The sequence below is a fragment of the Micromonospora sp. USAFONa4 genome (assembly GCF_057197825.1).
The window spans coordinates 3,918,413-3,942,411 of sequence record NZ_CM170072.1; the positions used below are offsets into that span (position 1 = coordinate 3,918,413).

Here is a 23,999-nt window from a genome sequence, read left to right on the forward strand (position 1 = left end):
CCGCCCGTTTCCCGACCGCCCCCGGGCTGCTGCTCCGTCGCGTTTGAGCCCCCGGGCCCAGGGAAGCCTGAGATCGGAACCGGCTTCGAGGAGGACCCCGATGAGCGACTTCATGGACAAGGCCAAGGACTTCGCCGACAAGCACGACGAGCAGGTCGACAAGGGCCTGGAGAAGGGCGGCGACATGGCCGACAAGCGCACTGGCGGCAAGTACGACGAGCAGATCGACAAGGGCGTCGACCAGGCCCAGGCGCGCACCGGCGAAGGCGACCAGGTCCGCTGAACCCCTCGTAGCGTCGTCCCGGGTCGCCGCGCAGGCAGGCGGCCCGGGACGACTGCTTCCTGACGGATCGACGCGTACCGCTAGCCAAGGATCGACCACTCTCGCTACTATCCGCAGTCGGAACATGACTCAAAGTGGAGTCATCCCCGACCGGACCGGCGCTCTCCCCTTGGGGCGCCGTGACGAGAGGAAGTCATCCGGTGACCGAGGCCCCCGAGACGACCGCCCACCGCTATCCGTTCAGCGACCCCGACCGGCTCAACCTCGACCCGCGCTACGCCCGGCTGCGCCGGGAGGAACCGCTCACCCGGATCCAGATGCCGTTCGGCGAGCCGGCCTGGCTCGCCACCCGGCACGCCGACGTCCGGACCGTGCTCGGCGACGCGCGGTTCAGCCGGGCCGCCTCGGTGGACCGGGACGAGCCCCGCAACTCGCCGCGACAGCAGGAGGGCGGGATCCTGTCGATGGACCCGCCGGAGCACACCCGGCTGCGTCGCCTGGTGGCGAAGGCGTTCACCGCCCGCCGGGTGGAGGAGTTGCGACCCCGGACCAGGGAGGTGGCCCACGAGCTGGTGGACGGCATGCTCGCGGCCGGTCCGCCGGCAGACCTGGTGGAGCACCTGGCCACCCCGCTGCCGATCCGGGTCATCTGCGACCTGCTCGGCGTCCCCGTGGCCGACCAGGACCGCTTCCACACCTGGTCCGAGGCGATCGTGTCGACGACCTCGCTGAACCCGGAACAGGCCCAGGAGTACATCGACAGTCTCCTCGCGTACATGGGCGAGCTGATCGCGCGGCGGCGCGAGCAACCCACCGACGACCTGATCGGCGCGATGGTCCGGGCCCGGGACGCCGACGACCGGCTCGCCGAGGACGAGGTCGTGCGCCTGGCCGCCGGGCTGCTCGCGGCAGGGCACGAGACGACGGTGACCCAGATCCCCAACTTCGTGTACGCCCTGCTGACCCACCCGGACGAGTGGGCCCGGCTACGGTCGCGGCCGCACCTGGTGCCGGCTGCCGTCGAGGAGTTGATGCGGTACGTGCCGCTCGGCGCGTCCTCGGCCTTCGCCCGCTACGCCACGGAGGACGTCGAGGTCGGCGGCGTGCTGGTACGGGCCGGTGAGCCGGTGGTGGTGTCGATCTCGTCGGCCAACCGGGACGAGACGGTCTTCGCCGACGCGGACCGGCTCGACCTGACCCGGCAGGTCAACCCGCACCTCGGCTTCGGGCACGGGGTGCACCACTGCGTCGGCGCACAGCTCGCCCGGATGGAGCTCCAGGTCGTCCTGGAGACGCTGATCGCCCGCACGCCCGACCTGAGGCTGGCCGTGCCGGAATCCGAGCTGACCTGGAAGAGCGGCCTGCTGGTCCGGGGGCTCGTCGCCATGCCGGTGAGTTGGTGAACGGATGAGTGCGACGGACGAGCAGTGGCGGGTGCACGTGGACCCGACGCGGTGCATCGGGTCGGGAATCTGCGCGGGCACCGCGCCGAGGCACTTCGTGCTGGTGGACGGGTTGGCCCGCCCGTTGGCCGAGCGGGTGGCGCCCGACGACGCGTTGGTGGACGCCGCGGACTCCTGCCCGATGGAGGCGGTCATCGTGTCCGAGGCGGACGGCCTGCGCCGGATCGCCCCGGAGACCTGAGCCGGGCGGGTCCTGCCGGAGGCCTGGGCCGGGCGGGTCGCGTGGCCCGCCCGGTGGTCGCCTTCCGCGCCGGCCGGTGACATGCCGGTGGCCACGCCCCGGGCCGGGCGTGGCCACCATGAGCGGGGGCGGTCAGCGCTGCTTCTGGCCCAGCTCCGCCGTCGACGTGACGCGGCCGCTGAGCGCGTCCCGCATCCGGTCCACCAGGCCGGCGCCGGGGTTGAGCAGCCGGTTCGCCGGCGGCCGGTCGGGCGCAGCCGGGTGCGGCCGGGTCGGGGCGGTCTTTTTGGTCGCCTCCACCTTGCCGGCCAGCTCGACCATCTCCTCGGTGGCGACCGCGGCGCGCAGGCGGGGGAAGAGGTCCGACTCCTCGTCCTTGACGTGGTGCCGGATCGTGCCCGTCAGGTGCGCCAGCAGCTCGTCGAAGCGCGGGTCGGACGGGTCGACCGACTCCAGCTCCTTCATGGTCCGCTCGGCGTCGGCGTGCTCGGAGATCTCGTGCTCGGCGATCTGGTCGCCGTCCGGCAGCGCCTTGCGGGCGGTCGGATAGACGTGCATCTCCTCGGCCACGGCGTGCCGGACCAGCTCGGCGATCACCACGTCGGCCAACTGCCGGCGGTGCTCGGGGGTGCCCTGCCGGCTCTCCAACTGCACGAAGAGTGCCTCGACCTCACGGTGGTCGGCGGTCAGGACGTCCACGACGTCCTGACCCCTGATGTCCTGTGGGTTGGTCATGTCTGCCCCTTACCGGTTGCGGATCGGTCGGTTGTGGGCCTGGTACCCGGGAACCGTCCGCCGAACCCACCGGTCATCAATGTGTCGCCGACCCGCGTCCCGCGCTCGGCCGCGCCCGTCGCGCCGGTACGCCGAGGCCCGGCCCCCGCAGGAGGCCGGCCCTCGGCGGGTCGGATCAGGACGAGTAGCCGCGCTCGGCGATCCAGTTGGCGACCTTTTCCAGGGTCATCCAGTACTCGCCCTCGGGGGCGGCCGGGTCGGCGATCCGGATCAAATCGCCGCCGTCCCGGTAGCCCACCAGGGTCAGGTAGTGCCCGCCCTCGTACGAGTGCGGGTTGCCGACCGTGTCGACGGCGGTGCCCTTGATGTTGGCCACCACCGGCCGGCCCTTGTCGAGGGCCGCGACGACGTCGGAGCGCAGCCGGTCGACCTGCTCCGGCCTGGCCACCGGATCCGGGATCTCGGTGGTCCGGTACCCGCGGCCGGTCAGCTCGTTGAGCACGCGCGTGATGTCGAGGGCCGAGTCGGTGCCGGCCTCGGTGGTGCCCAGCCTCTTCGCGACCTCGTCCTGGGGGAGCGCCCGGCCCAGCGCCGACAGGGCGATCCGGGTCGCGGCCGGACCGCAGTAGTAGAAGTTGGGCTGCGCCTGGTACTCGATGCCCACGGCGCGCTCGGCACGCCGGTCGGCGCGGCCGTTCTTGGCGGCGCGGTCGTCCGTGTGCACCGCGCCGACCGGGGTGGTCGCCGCCGGCGCCGCCTGGGCGGTCACCGCCGGACCCGCGAGGCATCCGCCGGCCACCAGCAGGCCGGCGACGGAGAGACCGCTCTTCTGGACGATCGGATTCATGGTCGGGCTCCAATCGGGGGTCGACGCCGCCGGGGGACCGGCGGCGCGCAGCACCGGGAGAGGCGCTCGGCTCGGGGAACTCGACGGCCCGGGGCGGTCGGCCCACGGGCGTACTCAGGGATGCAACGGCCCTGCTCCGGTGGGCATTCCGGGCCCGCGGCCGGGGACGCATACCGGCCGCACGTCGAGGTTCAACCGGGCCACGGGCGGCAGGATTCCGGCGTACGGATGCGCCGCGTCACACCCCGGACCGGTCAGGCGTACGCGGGTGGCACGTGGCGGGACGAACCGGTCAACCGGTCACAGGCTGCCCAGCAGGCGCGTCACCGCGATCTCGATGACCACCCGGTCCGGGTTCGGGCGGGGCGTCCGGTAGCGCTCGGCGTACCGGCGCTCGGCCTCGGCGACGGCCGGCCGGTCGGAGCGCACGACGGCCCGCCCCTCGATGGTGAGCCAGCGCCGTCTGTCGACGTGGCAGACGGCCACCGGGGCGCCCCCGGGGCCGGCGGCGGCGACGTGCCGGGCCTTGCGGGACGCGCCGCCGGTGATGACGCGGGCCAGCCCGGTCGACGCGTCGAAGGTGACCCCCACCGGTACGACGTGCGGGGTGCCGTCCGGGCGCAGGGTGGTCAACGTGGCCAGGTGCCGTTCCCGGCAGAACGCCACGACCCGCTCGTCGTGGGGCGCCAACCGATGGTCGCCGGGCATGTCCGTCCCCTGTCTCGCGGCGCGGCACCGATCATGGCACGCGACGGTGCTCCCTGTCGGCGCCGGACGGCGCGTCGGGTGCCCCGGGCAGCGGCGCGCTCGCGGCGCGGCGCTGCCGGACCAGTCGACCCAGGTAGAGCAGCGCGCCGGTCAGCACCGCCATGTCGTCCAGGTAGATGGGGTCGGGAAGCAGGTCGATCGGCAGGACGGTGTAGAGCAGCGCCCCGTAGAAGGCGAGCTTGCCGTTCAGCCCGAGCGTGCCGAGCAGGCGGCGGGTGCGGATCACACGGACGGCCAGCACCACCGCGCCGACCAACGTGACGACCGCCACGACGCCGACGACGATCCACGCCTCCCTGGACATGCCGTCACGCTAGCCCAGCGGGACCGGTTCCGCCCGGCCATGCCGGTCAGTACGCGGGAACCGCCGCCCGGCCCCGGGCCACCGATGGCACCTCGCGGCCGGTCAGCGCCGGGAACTCCCGGGTCTGCTCCGCCGCCCCGGCGCCCTCGACCAGCGGCAGCAGCGACTGTGACTCCTCGGGACGGCGGTTGACCGCGGCGAACGCCTCGTCCCGCAGGCTGCGCGCCGCCTCGGCGGCGTTCTCGGCCGCCCGCCACGCCGCCTGCTCCCGCTCGCGGGCCGCCCGCTGCCGGGCGAGCAGGTTGTCGCGTACCGCCCGGCGCAGCACCAGTTCCTGCTCGACCGGGTGCAGCCGGGGGTCCCACCCGTCGCGGTGCGCGAAGACGTCGCTGAGCTGTTCGACCGACAACTCCTTGCGCCAGTACGCGTCGAGGGCGGCCCGGTGCAGGAAGCGCTCGCGCTCGGCATACTCGGCGGGCGTCCGGACGGTACGCGGAAGGGGCATCGCCTCGGCGACCGCCAGCCGGCGCACGTCCGCCTCGGCGGCCTCGTACGCCTGCCAGGCCGCCTCGACCTCCTCCTGCGCGGTCAGCCACTCGGCCCGCAGGCGGGCGGCGGTGGTGGCGGCCCGTTCGGCGGCGACCGAGACCTCCCCCGCGTACCGGGAACGTTCGCGCTCCTCCTCGACCCGTTCCAACTCGCTCGGCATCGCGGCGCGCCGGATGCGGGAGCCGGCGTCGAAGCGGAGGCGGCCGGGACGCAGCAGCAGGCCGGCCACGGTGACGGCGACGACCCCGAGCAGGCTCAGCCAGATCACGGCGGCCCGGGGCACGTCGAGCAGGACGGACGAGAACACGTTTTCCATGGTCAGCACCTCGCGGTCGATCGAGGGAATCGACAGGGTCTGTGCCCGGCGTACGGGCGGGTGGGCATCGTGGGCGCGCGTGCGGGCGTACCGCGGCGGTGGCCGCTCCGGCGACGGGTGTTTGCCGGGGGCACGGGGCGGACGGACGCGCGTGCCGGCGGTCCGTCGCCGTCCGTCGCCCGGGATGCGGAGCCGGTGGCCGACGGTTCAGGCGGCGGGCGGACCGCGCCGGGCGGGGACGCCCCTGCCGGGGTCGCGGGCGGGGCCGTCCGGGCGGGCGACCGCCACGGCGGCGGCGGCCGGAGTGTCGTCGCGCCGGACTGCCGGCGGGGCGGCGAAGCCGTCTGCCCGCTCGGCCACCGGCTCGCGGCGCGACAGCGGTGGGGTGAGCCGGGCGCCCGCGACGGCGGGACCAGCGGCCGTGACGGCGGCCGGAACGGGGGCGGTGACGGCGGCCGGGCCGGCGGCGAACGGTGCCGGTGCGGCGGTCGCGCCGCCGAGGCCCACGGCGAGCACCAGCGCGGCGACCGCCAGCCGGGTCAGCTCACGCAGGGAGCGCAGCGTCACCGACCAGAACGGGTCGACGGACGCTACGGAGGGCACCCGTCCAACCTATCGCCCGGGCCGGGCTCGTGCAGCGCACCGACGACCCGGGATCGGGTGACCGCCGCCACGATGTCCGAAAAGGATCGTCGCGGCGGGTGCGACCGCGCCCGCCGCGACCGACGCCGCACGTGCGACGGCCCACCCGTTGGTACGCCCGCCGGGTGGGCCGTCGTCGTGCTGGTGCGCGTCAGCTGTCGGTGCCGAGCACGGGCGGAGCGGCGGCGGTGCCGTCGCCCCAGACCATGTCGTCCTCCGTCAGCCAGGTCAGGCGGCCGTCGGCGTCGTCGTCGTGGGTGCCCCGGGTGCCGCCCAGGACGCCGGGGCGTCCCGCCCCGCCGCGTCCCGTCCCGCTGGCCGCCCGGTCGCCGCCCTGTCGTGCGCCGTTGTCGAAGCGTCGGCCCATCCCGGTCGCGGACCGGTTGTCCGCCACCGGAGTGCCGCCGGCGGACCGGACCGCCGAGGCCGGTGCGGTGCCGCTCGCGGCGAGGGCCCCGGTGCCGAGCACGCCGCCCGCCGGTCCGAACTGGAGACCCGGCCCACCGGCCGAGGCCGTCGAGGTGCCGCCCAGCCCGACGGGACCCGTCGTGGGGGGCGGGCCGGTCAGCACCGTGGCGCCGGCGAGGGAGGTGCCGGCCGGGACGCCGCCGGGAACGCCGTCGGTCACGCCGCCGGTCACGCCGCCGCCCGGCTGCCCGCCGCCGACGGCGCCCGGGATGAGCGTCCCGGTCGCGCCGCCGTCCGGTCCGGAGCTCGGCCGGTCGGGGGCCGCGACGGTGGCGCCGCCGGGCTGCCCGGCGAGGCCTGAGGTCCTCGGCGCGGCCGTCGGCGTGCTGGCGCCCGGGCCGCTGCGCAGGGGCGTCGAATCGCGGCTGGTCGTGCCCGGGATGTCCGGATGCGGCTGGGGCGGTGGGACGAGCCGGCCGTACGCCGAGAGGTCGTAGCCGGCGGCCAGCTCGGCCACCACGTTGACCATGCGCTGGTGGGCCTTCTCCTGCTCGGCCTTGTCCTGCTGGTGCCCCAGCAGCCCGCCGACCACGATGCCCGGCACGCCGAACACGGCGCCCTTGGCCGCGCCGGAGAGCGCCTGGTCGTGGTCGTCGGTCTCGGCCGGACTCTCCGCCTGCTCGCGGGCGGTGCGCAGCTCGCCGGACATCAGGGTCAGGCCCCGGCTCACGTCCGCCATGCCCTCGCCGAGCTTGTCGGCGTAGTCGGTGACGAGCGTCAACCGCCGCTGGAACTCCTGCGAGGCCGAGCCCGTCCAGGTGTTGGCGAGCTTGTCGAGGTCGCCGCTGAGCTCGCGGGACAGCCCGTCGAGCATGCCCTTGAGCGCCGTCCACTGCGCGGCGACGCCGTCGATCTGGCCCGGCTGCCCGGCCATCACCGCGTCGTAGAGCTGCTGGTGGCTGACGTGCTGGTAGCGCTGCGTGTATTCAGACACGCGGATCCTCCTTCCGCTTCAACGCGTCGTCCACCCCGGCCAGCGCGGCGGCGATGTCGGCGGAGTTGGCCGCGTTGCGCTCCTCGGCGGTGCGGTAGTTGGCCAGGATCGTCGCGGTGGCGCTCTGCGCGGCCTTCACCGCCGCACGCAGCCGGTCGACCTGGTCCACGTAGGACTGGTGGATCTCGGAGTAGCGGCGGGAGTTCTCGGTGGCGTCGGCGAACGAGCCCAGCGCCGGGGGCCGGCACTGCATCTCGGTGCTCAGCTTCCGCAACGCCTTCTCCGCCTCGGTCAGCCGGTTGGCCAACTTCTGGTGGAAGTCTTCCAGGGACAGCAGGTCGACTGTCGTGCGCCCGGTCATGGCAGCATCCCCGTACGTCATCGTCGATAACCGTTGGCAGGGCTCAGGTTAGTCGACGGGTGCGACGCGGGCGACCCGCCACCGGCGTCGATCCGTCACGCGCGGGGCCGGCCCCGCTCGCGGGCGGGCCGACTCAGCCGTCCGCTCCCGGGCTGGCGGACGAGCCGTCCGGCGAGGCCGGCGCGTCCGACGCCGGTTGCCCGGAGGGCGTCACCGGCGTTTCGGACCGCTCCGGCCCGGGGCTGCCCGTCGGCTTCGCCGCGCCGGCCGGCGGCTTCGCCGGGGCCGACGGCGCGGGGCCGGGCGCGAAGTGGGCGAGCGCGTCGTCCCGCGAGAGCGTCGGCCCCGTGGGCACGAGGGCCAGCAGCGACGCCGGTACGGCCAGCGGGGTGACCCCCTCGTAGCCCAGCGCCGACATGGCGCCGACGCCGAGCGGGTAGCGGACGCCCTGGGCGCTGATCAGGTGGACGGTGGCGCCGGGGGTGGCCGCGCCGCTCTCGCCGGCCCCGGGCGTGGCCTGCACGAGCACGCCCTTGCCGCCGGGCAGCAGCACGCCCTCGGCGGTACGCACACCGTCGCGCGCGCTCTGCCGCACGGGCACCCCACCGGGCGCGGCCAGCTCCGCCGGCACCCGGTCGAAGACCTCCAGCGTGGTGGTGGGCGGCCCGCCGTCGGCGCCCGCCCGGTAGGTCGCGCAGACCGCCGTCCGGCCCGCGGTGACCGGGTGCAGCGCGGGCAGGGCCTGCGGCATCCCGGCCTCCTCCGCCCGCTGGTCGGTCAGCAGCTTGCCGGCCTGCGCCGGGGTGATGTCGGTGACCTGGCCGCCGTCGCGCAGCAGCAGCAGCGCGCTGATCTCGCCGATCGCGGAGAGGCCCTCCCGGGTGAGCACGTAGTGCTGGCCCGCCGCCCGGAAGACCTGACCGACCTTGGCCGGGCGTTCGGTCAGGGTGCTGGCCTCGTCCTCGCCGGCGATGGTCGGCTGCCGCATGACCGGCCCGGCCGGCACGGCGTTGAGCAGCTGCTGCCCCACGGGCAGGCGGGGCGCGTTGGCCATCCGCAGCGCGGCGAGCGCGGAGTCGCCGCCCGTCACCTGCAACCGCCGGTCGCCGGTGAGCAGGTGCCGCTGGCCGTCGGCCTCCACCAGCACGGCCCGGTCGCCGAGCGGCGCACCACCGGGCAGCGGGCGGTCGATCACCACCCGCGTGCCGGAGCGGCGGGGATCGGCCGGGTCCGGGACGTCGCAGACGGACCAGGGCAGGCCCGTCAGGGACTTGCGGTCCGGCAGCGCGTCGGGGGCCCCGACGATGCCGACCGTACGACCCCGGGGCCGGTCCCGGATCGACGCCTGGGACATCGTGCGGACCTGCGGGGCCGGCTCGTTGATGATCAGTCGGGCGGAGGCGTAGTTGAGGGTGGGGTGCAGCTGCCCGTCGACGAAGACGTACGTCGCCCCGGTCTCCCGCTCGATCACCAGGGTGTTCGGCTCCAGCGGCGCCGTGTTGCCGGTGAACTGCCCGTACGCGCCGACGCCACCGAGCACCACGGCCGCGGCGATGACGCTGCCGAAGACCGCCATGCCGAGCCGCCGCATCGGCAGGTTGCTGGTCTCGGGGTCGCCCGACAGCAGCGCCGAGACGATCCGGCGGGTGACGAAGCGGTACGCCTGCACCTGGTCGCGGCGGGTCCGCATGACTTACCTCCGGCGGGGGTGGGTCCGCGACGAGCAGGTCCGAGTCGGTGTCGCGGGCTTCCCTACGATAAGGGGCCGTCGACGGGTCACCGGGACCAGCGCCCGACCCGATCCGGCGGACGCTCCGCCGTCCAGAAAGGGACTGTCAGCGATGACGCAGGTTCAGGCGCCACCCGGTCGTCCGGCACCGCAGCCGTCCGGCGGCGCCCAGCGGCCGGTCGTCCCGGCCGACCGGCGCGGCCGTGGTCGGATCGGGCCCGTGGCCGTGGGGCAGCTCGTGGTGCTGGAACTCTGCGCCCTGGCCGTCTGGGCGGCGCTGGGCGGGCCGGTCTGGCTGGCCCCCACCGTCGGGGTGCTGTCGCTGGCGGTGGTGGGCGCGGTCTTCGCCCGCCGGGGTGGCCGCTGGTGGTACGAGGACCTGCTGCTGCGCCGGCGGCTGCGGCGGCGTCGGGAGGCGGCCAGGAGCACCGTCGCGGCGGGCGGCGGGGCCGACCCCAGGCTGGCGCCGCTGGCCCCGGAGCTGACTGTGACCGAGCTCACGGACCGCGGCACCCGCCTCGGCATCGGGCAGGACGCGCAGGGCTGGTTCGCGGCGGTGGCGTTGCAGGGCCACGCCGGGGCGCCCGCCGGATCGGTCGACGCGTCGGTGCTGGACCGGGCGCTGCGCGTGCTCGCCGACTTCACCGGCCCGGTCACCCGCGCCCAGGTCGTCTCGCACACCCTCGTCTGGTACCCGGCGCCGGGGGCGCCGCCCGCGGCCCACCGGACGGTCTGGCTGGCGCTGCGGCTCTCCGTACGCGACGCCCGCGTCGAGACCGTCAGCCGGGGCGGCGGCATGCCCGGCGTGCACCGCACGCTCTCCGCCGGCATCGGCCGGCTGGGCAAGGCGTTGACCGCGGCCGGGCTCGCCCACCGCCCCCTCAGCCGCGACGAGCTGCGCGCGGCGGTCGTCTCGGCGGCCGGGCTGGACCTGGCGCCGACGCCGCCGGCGGAGACCTGGACGGGGCTGCGCGGCGGCGGCTGGACCCAGCGTTGCCTGGTCCTGCGGCCCCGGGCCGACGCGCCGTTCGGCCCGCTGGTGGACGCGGTGACGGCGACGTCCGCCCCCTCGCACACCCTGGCCGTCGTGGTGCAGCCGGGCGGGCGCGTCGCCCCGCCGATGCTCCGGGTGGCGGCGCCCGACGACCACGTGGAGGCGCTGGTCAAGGCGGTACGGGAGGTGGCCCGCCGATCCGGCGCCCCGGCCCGCCCCGTGGACGGCCAGCACGGCCCCGGCGTCTACGCGACCGCCCCGGCCGCCACCACGATCACGACCCTGCATCCGACCGACTGAGGACCGGGAACGCCGAGCGCGGGTCAGGGCCGCAGGTTGACGATCCAGCCGTAGAGGCCGACGACCCAGAAGGCCAGCGGGACCAGCGCGATGATCAGCATGATCTCCACGATGTCGAGCAGCCGGCCCCAGACCGGGGAGATCCGCTTGCCGGCCACGGTGAGCCCGTAGATCAGGCTCACCACGGCCGCGAGCACCAGGCCGCCGAGGATCAGGCCGAGGCGTACCGCCGTCGAGCCGTTGCCGAACGTGGCGGCGGCGGTCAGGCCGAGCCCGGCCGTGCCGGCGAAGAGCACCGGGGTGCGCTGGGCGCGGCCCAGGAACGGCCGGGCCCGCAGCAGCGACAGCAGGGCCAGCACGAGGCAGAGCAGCACCGCCGGCAGGCTGCCGTGCAGCGCGAGCACGACCTGGGCGCCGAGCACCAGCAGCGACACCGTCCAGAGCAGCCCCGTCAGGAACCCGTCGGCCCGCTCGCTGAGCTGGAGGACCTGCCGGCCGTCCACCGACTCGGTGTCGCTCTTCAGGTCGTCGGGGCCGGTCGGGATGGACGGCACCGGCAGCCGGGCCAGCCGGTACGCCGCCATCGGCAGCGCCGGCACCGCGCCGAACGCGACCGCGGCGACGACGGCCGCCGCCGCCGGCGCGTCGGTGTCGAAGGCCAGGCTGACCACCGCGCCGAGGCCGGTGCCCGCGCCGACCGCGACCGCGCCGAAGAAGAGCGGAAGCCGGTCGCCGACGGCCAGCGCGGCCACCGCCGCGCAGAGCACCACCGCCGTGGCGCCGAGAAGCACGTGCGGGGCGCCCAGCCCGGTCAGCGGGCGGTCGCCTGCGAGCAGCAGCAGGCCGCCGACGCCCGCGTACGCCAGGCCGACGACCCCCAGCACCGACCCGGTCGCGCTGTCGGCGGCGGCCCGGGACAACACGGCCGCGGAGACCACCAGGGCGACCGCGACGACCAGCGCGGCCAGCGCGCCCGGCAGGTGTGGCGGCCCGGTGAACAGCGCCGCCAGCGCGCCGGCGCCGAGCGCCGCGGCGGCGAAGAGCACCGCGAAGGAACGGGTGGTGCCGACCTGCCAGGCGCCCGGGCGCTGGTTGGTGGCGGTGGCCACGGCGTCGACCACGTCGTCGAAGACGATCTCCGGCGCGGTGGCCGACCGGGGGTTGAAGTAGAGCACCTCACCGTCGCGGACGCCGAGCTGCGTGGCGGTCCGGCCGCCGTCCAGCGGCTGGCCGCCCAGCCGGGCCAGGCTCCAACCGCCGTGCCGCACCCCCTCGTCGGCCAGGTCCTCACCCGCGTAACGGAGCAGGGTCGGCAGCAGGTCGGCGAGCGGTACGTCCGACGGCAGCGCGAGGTCCATCCGGGTGCGGGGCGCCACGATGGTGATCCGGCTCAGGCCGCCGGTCGCCGTCTTCGTCGCCACAGTGGCCTCCTCGCGCTCTCTACGATCACCCCTGGCCGGCGGTGCCGACGCACGGGTTCCTGACGCCCACGGGAGATTACCTACGATGGCGGGCACGTACGATGCCCACCCGACGACTCCGGTCGCTCGCCGAACTTCATCAGGGCCGCTTCTGGGGAGGAGACAGCCGTGAGCACGGTGGTGTTCCGCCGGCTCCCGCGTCAGCCGGGGCCTGCGCTGCCGCGAGGCGAGGTGCTGCTGGAGTCGCCTCCGGAGCTGCCCGAGCCCACCCCGCGCGGGATGGGGCAGCTGCTGATGATCCTGCCGATGGTGTGCGGCGTGGGCGCCATGGCGTTCCTCTACGCCGGCCGGGGCGGCGGCACCATGACGTACATCGCCGGCGGCCTCTTCGGTGTCTCGATGCTGGGCATGGCGATCGGGTCGCTGAGCAACGGCAACAACGACAAGGCGGAGCTCAACGCCGATCGGCGCGACTACATGCGCTACCTGGCCCAGATGCGCAAGCGCACCCGGCGCGCCGCCGAGCAGCAGCGGGCGGCGATGGCCTGGCGGCACCCGGAGCCCGACGCGCTCTGGTCGATCGCCGCCTCCCGGCGGCTGTGGGAGCGGCGGATCACCGAGGACGACTTCGGCGAGACCCGGATCGCCACCGGCCCGCAGCGTCTGGCCGTGGAGATCGTCCCGCCGGAGACCAAGCCGGTCGAGGACCTGGAGCCGATGAGCGCCATCGCGCTGCGGCGCTTCGTCCGCGCCCACTCGAGCGTGCCGGACCTGCCGACCGCGCTCTCCGTGCGGGCGTTCAGCCGGGTGGTGCTGCGCGGCGACCGGGAGCCGGTGCTCGACCTGACGCGGGCCGCGCTCGGCCAGCTCGCCACCTTCCACGCCCCGGACGACATGGTCGTCGCGATCGTCGCCGCGCCCGACCGGCAGCCGTCCTGGGACTGGGTGAAGTGGCTGCCGCACAACCACCACAGCGCCCGGACCGACGCGGCGGGCGCCCGCCGGATGGTCTTCGCGAGCCTCGCCGAGGCCGAGGAGGCGCTCGCCGGCGAGCTGGCCGGCCGGCCCCGGTTCGCGCCGGAGGCGAAGCCGCTGACCAGCGCGGCGCACCTCGTGGTGGTGATCGACGGTGGCGAGGTCTCGGCGGCCTGCCAGCTCATGGGGCCGGGGCTGCTCGGCGCGACCGTGATCGACCTCTCCGGCACCGTGCCCCGGGACGCCGGGCGCTGGCTGCTCTGCCTGGACGTGGGCGACGGCAGCTCCCTCGAACTGGTCCGCGGCACGTCCTCGTCGCGGCTCGGCCGCCCGGACCGGCTCACCGAGTCCGCCGCCGAGGGGCTGGCCCGGCAGATCGCCCCGTACCGGCTGTCGCAGCAGCAGACCACGTCGGAGGAGCCGCTGGCGAAGAGCATGGAGCTGCCGGACCTCCTCGGCGTCGGCGACGCCGCCGCCGTCGACGTGCAGCAGACGTGGCGCCCGCGCAGCCACCGCGACCGGCTGCGCATCCCGCTCGGCGTCGGGCCGGACGGCAACGTGGTCGAGCTGGACTTCAAGGAGTCCGCGCACGAGGGCATGGGCCCGCACGGCCTGATCATCGGCGCGACCGGCTCCGGCAAGAGCGAGCTGCTGCGTACGATCGTCGGCGCGCTGGCGGTGACGCACTCCTCCGAGGAGCTCAACTTCGTCCTCGTCGACTTCAAGGGCGGCGCCACCTTCGCCTCGCTGGACGCGCTGCCGCACACCAGCGCCGTGATCACCAACCTGGCCGACGAGCTGCCGCTTGTCGACCGCATGAAGGACGCGCTGGCCGGCGAGATGACCCGCCGCCAGGAGGTGCTGCGGGCCGCCGGCAACTACGTCTCCCGCTACGACTACGAGAAGGCCCGGGCGGCCGGCGAGCCGCTGGACCCGATGCCCAGCCTGCTCATCATCTGCGACGAGTTCAGCGAGCTGCTCGCCGCGAAGCCCGACTTCATCGACCTCTTCGTGATGATCGGGCGGCTGGGCCGGTCGCTCGGCGTGCACCTGCTGCTGGCCAGCCAGCGGCTGGAGGAGGGCAAGCTGCGCGGCCTCGACACCCACCTGTCGTACCGGATCGGTCTGCGTACCTTCTCGGCGGTGGAGAGCCGGATCGTGCTCGGCGTGCCCGACGCGTACGAGCTGCCCAACGCCCCCGGCCACGGCTACCTGAAGACCGACACCAGCACCATGCTGCGGTTCCGGGCCGCGTACGTGTCCGGGCCGTACCGGGCCCCGGGGCAGGCCGCCGCGTCGTCGCGGGCGCTGGTGCAGCGCCGGATCGTCCGGTACGGGGTGGACTTCGTACCGGTACAGAACCCGACCCTGCCGGTGCCGGACGCGCCCGAGCCGGAGCAGCCCGCCGACGGCAAGGCCGTGGCGATGCTGGACGTGCTGATCGACCGGCTGAAGGGGCGGGGCCGCCCGGCGCACCAGGTCTGGCTGCCGCCGCTGGCGGAGCCGCCGGGCCTGGGCGAGCTGCTGCCGCCGCTGAGCGTCGACCCGAGGTACGGCCTCTGCACCGCCTCGTGGCGTGGTCGCGGGCGGCTGGCCGCCCCGGTCGGCATCGTGGACCGGCCGTACGAGCAGCGCCGTGACCCGATGCTCGTGGACCTGGCCGGCGCGGGCGGCAACGTGGTGATCGTCGGCGCCTCGCTCAGCGGCAAGAGCACGATGCTGCGCTCCATGCTCGCCTCGCTCGCGCTCACCCACACGCCGCGCGAGGTGCAGTTCTTCTGCCTGGACTTCGGTGGCGGCGCGCTGCGCAGCCTGGACGGGCTGCCGCACACGGCCGGCGTGGCCGGGCGGCGGGACACCGAGGCGGTACGCCGTACGGTGGCCGAGGTGGTGGCCGTCCTGGACGAGCGGGAGAACCGGTTCGCCCAGCACGGCATCGACTCGGTGGCGAGCTACCGCCGGCGCCGGGCGGCCGGCGAGTTCGCCGACGACCCGTTCGGCGACGTCTTCCTCGTCGTCGACGGCTGGAACACCCTGCGCCAGGAGTACGAGGAGCTGGAGCAGACGATCACCACCCTCGCCAACCGTGGCCTGGGCTTCGGCGTGCACGTGGTGCTGACCGCCGTGCGGTGGGCGGAGATCCGGATCAACATGCGGGACCTGCTCGGCACGAAGCTGGAGCTGCGTCTCGGTGACGCCAACGAGTCGGAGATCGACCGGCGGGCGGCGGCGAACGTCCCGACCGGCTCGCCCGGCCGCGGCCTGACCCGCGACAAGCTGCACTTCCTGACCGCCATCTCCCGGATCGACGGCCGGCGCGACATCGACGACCTGACCGAGGCGTCCATCGCCCTGTCCCGGCACGTCGCGGAGGCATGGAAGGGCCAGCCGGCGCCGAAGGTACGGCTGCTGCCGCGCAGGCTGTCCCTCAGCGAGCTGGCCCGGGTCGTGGACCGCTCGGCGCCGGGCCTGCCGATCGGCGTCAACGAGTCGGCGCTGGCCCCGGTCTACCTCGACCTCGCCAACGAGCCGCACCTGACGGTCTTCGGCGACGCCGAGTGCGGCAAGACCAACCTGCTGCGGCTGATCGCGCGGGGCATCACGGAGCGGTACACGCCGGCGCAGGCCCGGCTGGTCATCGCCGACTACCGGCGCGGGCTGCTCGGTGCGGTCGAGGGGGACCACCTGCTCGACTACGCGCCGTCGAACCAGGTGTTCGCGCAGGGGCTCGCCTCGATCCGCAGCGCGCTGTCCAACCGGCTGCCCGGCCCGGACGTCACCACCGCGCAGCTGCGCGACCGCAGCTGGTGGAAGGGGCCGGACCTCTACATCCTGGTCGACGACTACGACCTGGTCGCCTCGGGCGGGAGCAACCCGCTCAGCGCCCTGCACGAGCTGCTGCCCCAGGCCCGCGACATCGGCCTGCACCTGATCGTCACCCGGCGGGCGGGTGGCGTGGCGCGGGCGCTCTACGAGCCGGTCCTGCAACGCCTGCGCGAGCTGGACCAGCCCGGCCTGCTGATGTCCGGCAACCGGGAGGAGGGCGCGGTCTTCGGCACGCTGCGGCCGAGCCCGCAGCCGCCCGGCCGGGGCACCCTGGTGCGCCGCCGCGACGGCCAGCAGCTCATCCAGACGGCCTGGTCGGAGCCGGCCTGAGGTCGTCCGCCGATGCGGCGGTCGGCGGGACCGCCCGGGTGTGACGGCATCCGGTAACCTGCGGCACGAGCGTCGCAGCCGACGAGAGGACCGTTGTGAGCACATCGTGGACGCCCGGCGGCATGGGCGGGGCCGGCCTGGAGGGCATCCTGCGCCAGGCGCAGGAGCAGCAGCGCCGGCTCGCGGACTTCCAGCGGCAGCGCGCCGAGCTGCGGGTCGTCGGGGAGAGCCCGGACGGCCTGGTCCAGGTGACCGTCGACGGCGACATGAAGGTCGGCGACATCCAGATCGACGCCCGGGCGATGCGGCTGGACAGCTTCAGCCTGGCCGAGTCGCTCCAGGCCGCCATCGACGCCGCCTACGAGGCGCACGCCGAGCGGCAGCGCGAGCTGCTGGAGGAGATGCTCGGCGGTGCCGACCTGGTCCGGCGGGCCGAGGCGGGCAAGGTCACCCCCGAGGAGTGGTTCCAGCAGTTCGGGGTCGATCTCAACGACCCGCTGCGCCGGCTGCGCGGCTGACGAGAGGAGAGGGTCCCGTGGCCAACGTCGCCGACGTCGACGCCATCCGCAAGGCCGGGCAGAAGCTCGCGGCCGCCGACGGCCCGATGGCCTACCTGCGCAACGCGCAGCGGGCGCTGGAGGGCGTCAAGCTGTCGGGCATGTCCATGACGCTGCTCGGCCTGTCCGCCGTCAGCGCGCACAACGATGCCGTCGACGGCCACCTCGACAACCTGCGCACCGGCGTCGAGCACCTGGAGAGGGCCGCCGCCAACCTCGAACAGAGCGCGCTCAACTGGGAGAAGTCGGACCAGCCCTGGGTGGTCAAGTGACCTCGCGGGTGCGGGACGCAGGGAGGGCTCGATGCCGGAGATCCTGATCGCGAATTCCTCGGGCTCGGTGGTGGGGACGCACAGCGTCGCCGCGCAGACCGCGCCGGTCCGCTCGCTGGCCGGGGCGGCCCGGGCCAACTGGGTGTGGCTGGTCGGCGCCGCCTTCCTGACCGCCGCCATCATCCACCTCGAGACGTTCGACAACGACGAGGTCAACCAGTCCATCAAGGAGTGGGGCGACGCGGCCCGCTTCCTGGGCGGCGACCAGTTCGGCGCGGCGCTGGAGAGCGTGATCCCGTCCAGCGAGGAGTGGGACTTCGACGACCGGGACGCGTTCGACGCCTTCGTGCAGAAGCTCAACGCCGAGATCGGGGCGCTCGCGGAGGCGCTCAACGCCAACAAGGACGCGCTGACGGCCGTCCGCGACCACTTCAACGCCTCGATCGACGCCCTGGTCGGCGCGTTGGTGCCGATCCTCATCGCGGTCATCGCGGCCGTGGCCCTCCAGGCGTTCCCCGCGACCGCGCCGCTGGCGCAGGCGATCGGGGTGGCCGGCCTCACCGCCACCGCGGCGGTCCTCGGGCTCATCTTCACGGACATCGGCGCGCTGTTCTCCACGGTGGCGTCGGCGTTCCGCGGTAACAGTCAGTACAACTTCGTCTCGGACTCCCGTCCGGGCTGGGCGACCGGCGACGCCGACCCCGACATCCAGGACATCCAGATCGACTGGGTGCAGGACCCGGGCTTCTACCGGGCCTGAGCGGCCGGGCCGAGAGGTGGGTGCCACCGTGTGGCAGAGCATGTTCTTCGGGTACGCGCTGGTGACCATCCCGGTCTTCATCGTCCTGGGGTTGGTCGCGCAGCTCACCCGGTCGCGCCTGGCTCGCAGGGCGATGGAACTCGTCCTGCTCAGCGGGGTGGCGGCATTCGCGGTGGCCCTCGGCACCCTCGCCGACGACGCGGTGCAGTGGGTGCTCGTGTCGATGCTCGCCCTGATCTTCGTGGTCGGGGTGGTGCTGCACGTGCGCTCGTACTCCCGCTCCGCATAGGTGCGAGGGGCCGCTGCGGCGGCGGTCGGGCGACCGCTCGGGGCAGGGCTGCGGGGCATGGACACCGTCCGCTACGGTCTTGACTGAGTGTCCGTCGGTGGGGTGATTGCCTTGCGGCGGGGGAGGACGCGGCGACTGCGCCGCCACAAGAAGACGGAAGGGTGTGAAGCATGGCGTTCGAGGTCGAAGCAGCGACTCTGCATACCGCCGCGGGTGACGTGCGCTCCACGCGCAGCGATGTCGACGGCGAGCTGAAGAAGCTGTGGAACGTGGTCGACGACCTGGCCATCGCCTGGAAGGGGCAGGCGTCCACCGGCTTCCAGTCGCTCATGCAGCGCTGGAACGAGGACACGGGCAAGCTGCTGACGGCGATGGACAACATCGCCGACCTGCTCGACAAGTCGGGTACGACGCACCAGGTCAACGACGAAGAGCAGCAGCAGATGCTGGACAAGTTCCACTCTGCACTCAACCCGTGATCCGCCGAGCCGAGCAGAGGAGGAACTCATGAGCATCAAGGTCGACTACGCGGTCCTCGAGAGCAGCAACCAGCAGATGATGGCCATCTCGAAGACCATCGACGAGAAGCTGGACACGCTGCGTTCGATGCTGTCGAAGCTCCAGTGGGACGGCGAGGACCGTGCCGCCTACGAGCAGCACCAGGCGCAGTGGGACGCCGCCGTCCGGGACATCAACAAGATCCTGAACGACATCGGTGGCGCCGTGGGCATCGCCCGCGAGAACTACGTCAGCACCGAGATGAGCAACGCCAAGGCGTGGAACTGACACAGTCGCCGACGCGGCTCCGGTCCGGTTCGACCGGGCCGGAGCCGCGTCGCGTTGTGTGCCGATAGGTCCTGGGAGAATCATGCGTGCGGGCAAGCCTTCGCGGTCCAAGCTCCGGCTGGCCGTCGCGGCGCTGGCGGTGGTCGTCGGCGCCGGTTCCGGTCCACTGGCCGCGCCGGCCCCGGCCCGCGCCGACACGGTGCGCGGCCTCCAGTGGTACCTCGACACCCTGAAGATCCCGCAGGCCCACAAGCTCACCAAGGGCAGGGGCGTGACCGTCGCGGTCATCGACACCGGGGTCAACCCCAACCTGCCGGACCTGCGCGGTCAGGTCCTGCCGGGCAAGGGCATCGGCTCCGGGACGGCGGCCGACGGTCGCCGCGACGACGACGCCAGGAAGGCCCACGGTTCGGCGATGGCCGGGATCATCGCGTCCCGGGGCGGTGGCGCGATGCGGCACCTGGGCGTCGCCCCGGAGGCGAAGATCCTGCCCGTCGCGATGGGTGACTCCTTCGATTCGGCAGACCTCTCGAAGGGCATCCGCTGGGCGGCCGACGCCGGCGCCGACGTGATCAACATGTCCGTCGGGACGGGCACGGCGGCGACCCCCGACGAGATCGCCGCTGTTCGCTACGCCCTGGACAAGGACGTCGTGCTGATCGCCTCGGCCGGCAACCGGCTGCAGAACGACCGCGTCGTCACCAGCCCCGCGAACATCCCCGGCGTCATCGCGGTGACCGGGCTGGCGAAGAACGGGGAGTTCTTCGCGCAGAGCGCCACCGGTCGGGAGGCCGTGCTCGCCGCGCCGATGCAGGAGATCATCTCTCCCCGGTCCGCGTCCGTGTCGTCCAACGGCTACGGCATCGGCAGCGGCACGAGCGACGCCGCCGCCATCACCTCCGGGGTGGCGGCGCTGGTCCGCGCCAAGTACCCGGACCTCGACGCGGCCAACGTGGTGAACCGGCTGATCCGCACCGCCCGCGACCTGGGCCCGGCCGGCCGCGACAGCCAGCACGGCTTCGGCGCGGTCGACCCGGTCGCCGCGCTGACGCGATCGGTGCCGGCGGTCGACGCGCACCCGCTGCTCGCCGGCGCCCCGGACGGCGCCGCCCCGTCCGCGGGCGCGGCCACGCCGCAGAAGGACGACGGGCCGGCGGTGTCGATCAGCATGAAGAAGGACACGGGCGCGCTGGTGCAGGGGGCGCTCTGCCTGCTCGTGCCCGTCGCGTTGCTGATCCTCGTGATCGTGCTGGTGCGCCGGTCCCGCCGGAAGGCGGCCGTCGTCCGGCCCGGCCCGCCCGGTTACCCGCCGCCCGGCGGCCCGCCCGGCTATCCGCCGCCGGGCTATCCGTCGCCCGGCCCGCAGGCCGGTCCGCCCGGGTACCCGCCGCACCCCGGCCACCTGCCGTCCGGCGGCGCGCCGGGAGGGTCGCACGGCAACCCGCAGTTCGGCGCGCCCGGCTATCCGCCGCCCGGCGGGGCACCGGGCACGCCCGCACCGCCCCAGGCGGGACCTCCGCCCGGGTACGGCCCGACGCCCACCGGCGGAACCCACCCGTACGGTGCGCCGCCGGCACCACCTCCGCCGACCCCCGGCGGACACCAGCAGTAAGCCACATTGTCAGTCGGCGACGGGGAGGAACCGATGACGGACGACAGGACGGACCAGCCGGAGGAAATCCGGGTGGACACCCCATACATGCCCATCACCCCGCTGGCACCCACCGTGCACGTCAGCGGCATCACGATGGACAACGTCAACCGGGCGCAGACCCCCTCCGGCCTGGTGCCGGGGTCGGGCGAGAGCGGCGACAACACGGAGTGGGACGCGTCCAGCCTGGACAAGGCCATCGAGTGGTTGGAGTCGCACGCCTCGTTTCTCAACAAGCAGTCGTACACGATGGTCGAGATCCAGGACCGGATGGGCGGCGCGGCGGCGTCGGGCGGCATGAACGGCGTGGGGGGCGGGGCGACGAGCCCGCTCGGCGCCTTCGACCGGGCGGGCGACCTGGCCCGCAAGCACGGCAGCCTCTTCACCACCACGCAGCAGAGCGTCCGCAAGCTCGCCGAGGACCTCTACCAGGCCGCCAACGCGCTGCGCGAGGTCAAGGAGAACTACGAGACGGCGGAGAAGGCGAACGCCATGTCCGCCGCCGAGATGGAGCGCGCCTTCAGCCAAGCCGCCACCAACGGATCCAACGGCTGATCGGGAGGGTGACAGGATGCCGAGCTGGGAAGAGATGTGCCAGCAGATCGTCGTCGCGGGCAGGCCGGGCGACGTCACCAGCGCCGCCCTGGGCTGGGAGCAGCTGCTGAAGAACCTGAACTCCGTCAAGGAGAGCCTGGAGACGAACGTCGCCGATCTCGGTGAGGTGTGGAAGGGCCCGGCGTACGAGTCCTTCAAGACCCACATCAAGCAGATCGCCACGGACACGGGCCGGGTCGTCGACGACGCCGAGAAGCACAACGGCATCGTCCAGTCGCTGAAGACCGCCGCCGACAAGCTGAGCGCCGCGCAGGCAGAGTTCCCCATCCCCGCGAGCTGCGTCAACGACGTGCTGGAGGCGCGCAACGGCCGCATCGTGATCGACACGGGCCTGTTCGAGATGAAGGTCAAGCCTGACTTCCTGGGCCTGCTCGACCCGCTCACCTCGCTCGCCGACTGGCTCAACGACAAGTCGGACGAGGCGGCCAAGGTCTACAACCAGGTCAGCGGCGAGTACGTGACCATCGACTCGGGCACGCCCGGCCAGACCACGCCGGGCACCACCCAGTCGCCGAACGTGGAGACCCCGAACCTGGGCGGTGGCCCGGGTGCCGGCCCGATGGGCGGTGCGCCCAGCATGGGCGGGATGCCCTCGACCGGTGGCATGCCGGGCGGTGGCATGCCGTCGCTCAGCGGGGCCGGCGTGCCCGAGACCGGGACCACCGGGATCGGCTCCACCGCGCACCCCGGCCTGACCACTGGCGGCTACGACCCGAGCGGTGGTTACGACCCCAGCGGTGGCTACGACCCGAGCACGGGCAGCCTCGCCGACGACTACGGCAGCGGTCTGGCCGGTGCCGGCGCCCCGACGGTCCCCGCGCTCGGCGGTGGCGGTGGCGGCGGCCTGCCCGGCACCACCGGGCTCGGCGGCGGTGGCGGTGGCGGGCTGGGCGGCGGTGGTGTCATCCCGGGCGGTGGCTCGCTTGGCCGGCCGGTGAGCCCCAACATGGGCCCGATGATGGGCGGCGGCGCGGCCGGCGCCAATCGCGGTGGCGGCCGGGGCGCTGGTGGCAAGCTCGGCGCCGGCGGCAAGCTCGGTGCGGGTGGCATGGGCCCGATGATGGGCGGTGCGGCCGGTGGGGCCGGCCGTGGCGGCGGGCGCGCGGGTGCCGCTGGCGTGGGCGCCAAGGGCGTCGGTGCGGGTGCGCGGGGCGTCGGTGGCATGGCCGGCATGGGCGCCGGCTACGGCGAGGAGGAGACCCCTCGCAACACCTGGCTGGAGGAGGACGAGGACGTCTGGGGCGCGGACGGCGGCGGTACGCCGGGCATCCTGCGCTGACGCAGTCACGCCGAGCGCCGTCCACCGCACCGGTGGGCGGCGCTCGACGCTGTCCGGGCGGGTGCGGGAGAAGGGCGTCAGCCGGTCGTGGCGTCCGTTGCGGACGGGCGGCGGCCCGGGCGCCAGCCCCGGCGTCGCCCGCGGATCAGGATCGGCTTGACTGACAGCAGCAGCGCGGCGACGAGCGCGCCGACGACGGCGGTCCAGACCGCGACGGTGCCCTGCCAGGCGAGCGGGTCCTCGGTGGAGGGCGGTGCCGGCATCGCGCCGGCCGGCGGGTCGGTACGGGTGCCGAGCACGGTCGCCACCGCCCGGTACGGGTTCACCACCCCGTGGCCGACCTCGGCGTTCTTCCCCTCGGGCGGGCTGTCGGCCGTCCGGATCAGCCGGTCGGCGACCTGCTCCGGGTCGAGGTCGGGGTGGGCAGCCCGGACCAGCGCGGCCACCCCCGAGACGTACGCGGCGGCGAAGCTGGTGCCGCCCTGCGGCTCGGCGAGGAAGCCCTCGCCCCCGGGGGCCGGGCCGAGGATGTTCAGCCCGGGCGCCGCGAGGTCGACGTAGTCCCCGCTGACCGAGCTGCCCACGTGACCGCCTTCCTCGTCGACCCCGGCGACCGCGATCACTCCCGGGTAGGCGGCCGGGAACGCCGGCCTGTCCTGCTGGTTCTCCTGGCGGTTGCCGGCGGCGGCCACCACGACCACCCCCTCGTCGAGGGCGTAGCGGACGGCGTCGGCGAGATCCTGCCGGTCCAGGGTCACCAGCGACAGGTTGATCACGTCGGCGCCGTTCTGCACCGACCACCGGATCGCCTCGGCGATCTGCCCCGGCAGCCCCTCGTCGACGGTGGTCCTGGTGTCGGGCAGGACGCGTACCGGAAGGATCCTGGCCTGCGGCGCGATGCCGCTGAACGACGCGCCGGTGCCCTCCTTCCCGGCGATGATGCCGCCGACGATGGTGCCGTGGCCGGCGAGGTCGCAGCGGCCCTGCTGCTGCGGCAGGCCGTTGAAGTCCCGGCCCGCCTTGACCTGGCCCTTCAGGGCGGGATGGAGGGCGGAGACGCCGGAGTCGATGACCGCCACCGTGACGCCGGCGCCCCGGGAGATCCGCCAGGCCGACGAGGGTTCGAGTCTCCTCAGCGGCCACGGCGTCTCGGCGGGGGCGGCGACGCCGGGGGGCCCGCAGCGGGGGACCGCCGCCGAGGCGGGCGACGGGGCGATGACGGCGGTGCCGAGCAGGACCGCGGCCGCTCCACCGAGGACCGCGCGGGCACCGCGCCCGCCTCGGCGGGCCGGCCCGGTCCCGCCCGGTCGGAAACTCTCGCGCACGCGGTGAGATTACCGCCGGGGGCCCGAGCGGCGTGCCGC

At 74.5% G+C, this 23,999-nt stretch carries 25 protein-coding genes; 14 read left to right on the forward strand and 11 right to left on the reverse strand.

Going from position 1 to position 23,999, the window contains the following annotated elements:
- The first annotated feature begins 100 nt into the window (after positions 1-100).
- The 3 genes from AC0OO9_RS17325 (at position 101) to AC0OO9_RS17335 (ending at position 1,927) form a co-directional block, all read left to right on the forward strand.
- A complete protein-coding gene (locus AC0OO9_RS17325; RefSeq protein WP_132231882.1) occupies positions 101-283 on the forward strand; it encodes an antitoxin in 183 nt (60 codons plus the stop codon).
- Positions 284-483: 200 nt separating this feature from the next.
- Positions 484-1,686, forward strand: a complete 1,203-nt coding sequence (locus tag AC0OO9_RS17330; protein ID WP_484511135.1) for a cytochrome P450 — start codon at positions 484-486, stop codon at positions 1,684-1,686.
- 4 nt (positions 1,687-1,690) lie between these two features.
- A complete protein-coding gene (locus AC0OO9_RS17335) occupies positions 1,691-1,927 on the forward strand; it encodes a ferredoxin (protein WP_132231878.1) in 237 nt (78 codons plus the stop codon).
- A gap of 132 nt (positions 1,928-2,059) precedes the next feature.
- Here the strand turns inward: AC0OO9_RS17335 and AC0OO9_RS17340 are convergent, their stop codons facing one another.
- The 9 genes from AC0OO9_RS17340 to eccB all read right to left on the reverse strand — a co-directional run bounded on the left by AC0OO9_RS17340 (position 2,060) and on the right by eccB (position 9,541).
- Complete coding sequence (locus tag AC0OO9_RS17340) at positions 2,060-2,662, reverse strand: hemerythrin domain-containing protein (protein WP_484511136.1); 603 nt, start codon at positions 2,660-2,662, stop codon at positions 2,060-2,062.
- Between the two features lie 175 nt (positions 2,663-2,837).
- Positions 2,838-3,509, reverse strand: a complete 672-nt coding sequence (locus tag AC0OO9_RS17345; protein WP_484511137.1) for a C39 family peptidase — start codon at positions 3,507-3,509, stop codon at positions 2,838-2,840.
- 300 nt (positions 3,510-3,809) lie between these two features.
- Positions 3,810-4,217, reverse strand: coding sequence for a pyridoxamine 5'-phosphate oxidase family protein (locus AC0OO9_RS17350; RefSeq protein WP_484511138.1), 408 nt, complete (start codon positions 4,215-4,217; stop codon positions 3,810-3,812).
- A gap of 31 nt (positions 4,218-4,248) precedes the next feature.
- Positions 4,249-4,581 carry a DUF1232 domain-containing protein gene (locus tag AC0OO9_RS17355; RefSeq protein WP_484511139.1) on the reverse strand — a complete coding sequence of 111 codons (333 nt, stop codon included), beginning with the start codon at positions 4,579-4,581 and terminating at the stop codon, positions 4,249-4,251.
- 46 nt (positions 4,582-4,627) lie between these two features.
- Positions 4,628-5,446, reverse strand: coding sequence for a hypothetical protein (locus AC0OO9_RS17360; RefSeq protein WP_421457015.1), 819 nt, complete (start codon positions 5,444-5,446; stop codon positions 4,628-4,630).
- Between the two features lie 207 nt (positions 5,447-5,653).
- A complete protein-coding gene (locus AC0OO9_RS17365) occupies positions 5,654-6,049 on the reverse strand; it encodes a hypothetical protein (protein ID WP_484511140.1) in 396 nt (131 codons plus the stop codon).
- A 190-nt stretch (positions 6,050-6,239) separates the two neighbouring features.
- On the reverse strand, positions 6,240-7,490 hold the full coding sequence (locus tag AC0OO9_RS17370) for a WXG100 family type VII secretion target (RefSeq protein WP_484511141.1): 1,251 nt from the start codon (positions 7,488-7,490) through the stop codon (positions 6,240-6,242).
- Positions 7,483-7,851: a hypothetical protein gene (locus AC0OO9_RS17375; RefSeq protein WP_484511142.1), complete on the reverse strand. Its 369-nt coding sequence runs from the start codon at positions 7,849-7,851 to the stop codon at positions 7,483-7,485. The genes AC0OO9_RS17370 and AC0OO9_RS17375 overlap by 8 nt, the downstream gene beginning before the upstream one ends.
- 133 nt (positions 7,852-7,984) lie before the next feature.
- Positions 7,985-9,541, reverse strand: a complete 1,557-nt coding sequence (eccB, locus tag AC0OO9_RS17380) for a type VII secretion protein EccB (RefSeq protein WP_484511143.1) — start codon at positions 9,539-9,541, stop codon at positions 7,985-7,987.
- 259 nt (positions 9,542-9,800) lie between these two features.
- On the opposite strand from eccB, the gene AC0OO9_RS17385 reads away from it, so the two are divergent.
- The gene (locus tag AC0OO9_RS17385) at positions 9,801-10,874 is read left to right on the forward strand and encodes a type VII secretion protein EccE (RefSeq protein ID WP_484511144.1); all 1,074 of its coding nucleotides are present in this window, start codon (positions 9,801-9,803) and stop codon (positions 10,872-10,874) included.
- Between the two features lie 23 nt (positions 10,875-10,897).
- Here AC0OO9_RS17385 and eccD read toward each other — a convergent pair whose 3' ends face one another.
- Entirely contained in the window at positions 10,898-12,295 is a 1,398-nt protein-coding gene (gene eccD, locus AC0OO9_RS17390; RefSeq protein ID WP_357580319.1) for a type VII secretion integral membrane protein EccD, read from the reverse strand.
- A 168-nt stretch (positions 12,296-12,463) separates the two neighbouring features.
- On the opposite strand from eccD, the gene eccCa reads away from it, so the two are divergent.
- From eccCa to AC0OO9_RS17440, 10 genes are all read left to right on the forward strand, one after another.
- Entirely contained in the window at positions 12,464-16,426 is a 3,963-nt protein-coding gene (gene eccCa, locus AC0OO9_RS17395) for a type VII secretion protein EccCa (RefSeq protein WP_484511145.1), read from the forward strand.
- A gap of 95 nt (positions 16,427-16,521) precedes the next feature.
- Entirely contained in the window at positions 16,522-16,944 is a 423-nt protein-coding gene (locus AC0OO9_RS17400; protein WP_421457021.1) for a YbaB/EbfC family nucleoid-associated protein, read from the forward strand.
- 17 nt (positions 16,945-16,961) lie between these two features.
- Positions 16,962-17,255 carry a hypothetical protein gene (locus AC0OO9_RS17405; protein ID WP_484511146.1) on the forward strand — a complete coding sequence of 98 codons (294 nt, stop codon included), beginning with the start codon at positions 16,962-16,964 and terminating at the stop codon, positions 17,253-17,255.
- 31 nt (positions 17,256-17,286) lie between these two features.
- On the forward strand, positions 17,287-18,015 hold the full coding sequence (locus tag AC0OO9_RS17410) for a hypothetical protein (protein WP_484511147.1): 729 nt from the start codon (positions 17,287-17,289) through the stop codon (positions 18,013-18,015).
- A 28-nt stretch (positions 18,016-18,043) separates the two neighbouring features.
- Positions 18,044-18,304 carry a hypothetical protein gene (locus AC0OO9_RS17415; RefSeq protein WP_484511148.1) on the forward strand — a complete coding sequence of 87 codons (261 nt, stop codon included), beginning with the start codon at positions 18,044-18,046 and terminating at the stop codon, positions 18,302-18,304.
- Between the two features lie 170 nt (positions 18,305-18,474).
- Positions 18,475-18,783: a WXG100 family type VII secretion target gene (locus tag AC0OO9_RS17420; RefSeq protein ID WP_089002280.1), complete on the forward strand. Its 309-nt coding sequence runs from the start codon at positions 18,475-18,477 to the stop codon at positions 18,781-18,783.
- Between the two features lie 28 nt (positions 18,784-18,811).
- Positions 18,812-19,090: a WXG100 family type VII secretion target gene (locus AC0OO9_RS17425; protein ID WP_101413905.1), complete on the forward strand. Its 279-nt coding sequence runs from the start codon at positions 18,812-18,814 to the stop codon at positions 19,088-19,090.
- An 82-nt stretch (positions 19,091-19,172) separates the two neighbouring features.
- Complete coding sequence (locus AC0OO9_RS17430) at positions 19,173-20,702, forward strand: S8 family serine peptidase (protein WP_484511149.1); 1,530 nt, start codon at positions 19,173-19,175, stop codon at positions 20,700-20,702.
- Between the two features lie 33 nt (positions 20,703-20,735).
- On the forward strand, positions 20,736-21,296 hold the full coding sequence (locus AC0OO9_RS17435; protein WP_132231850.1) for a hypothetical protein: 561 nt from the start codon (positions 20,736-20,738) through the stop codon (positions 21,294-21,296).
- 16 nt (positions 21,297-21,312) lie between these two features.
- Positions 21,313-22,635 carry a WXG100 family type VII secretion target gene (locus AC0OO9_RS17440; protein WP_484511150.1) on the forward strand — a complete coding sequence of 441 codons (1,323 nt, stop codon included), beginning with the start codon at positions 21,313-21,315 and terminating at the stop codon, positions 22,633-22,635.
- Between the two features lie 77 nt (positions 22,636-22,712).
- Here the strand turns inward: AC0OO9_RS17440 and mycP are convergent, their stop codons facing one another.
- Positions 22,713-23,960 (reverse strand): type VII secretion-associated serine protease mycosin, encoded by a 1,248-nt coding sequence (mycP, locus tag AC0OO9_RS17445; RefSeq protein ID WP_484511151.1) that lies wholly within the window; start codon positions 23,958-23,960, stop codon positions 22,713-22,715.
- Positions 23,961-23,999: the final 39 nt, after the last annotated feature.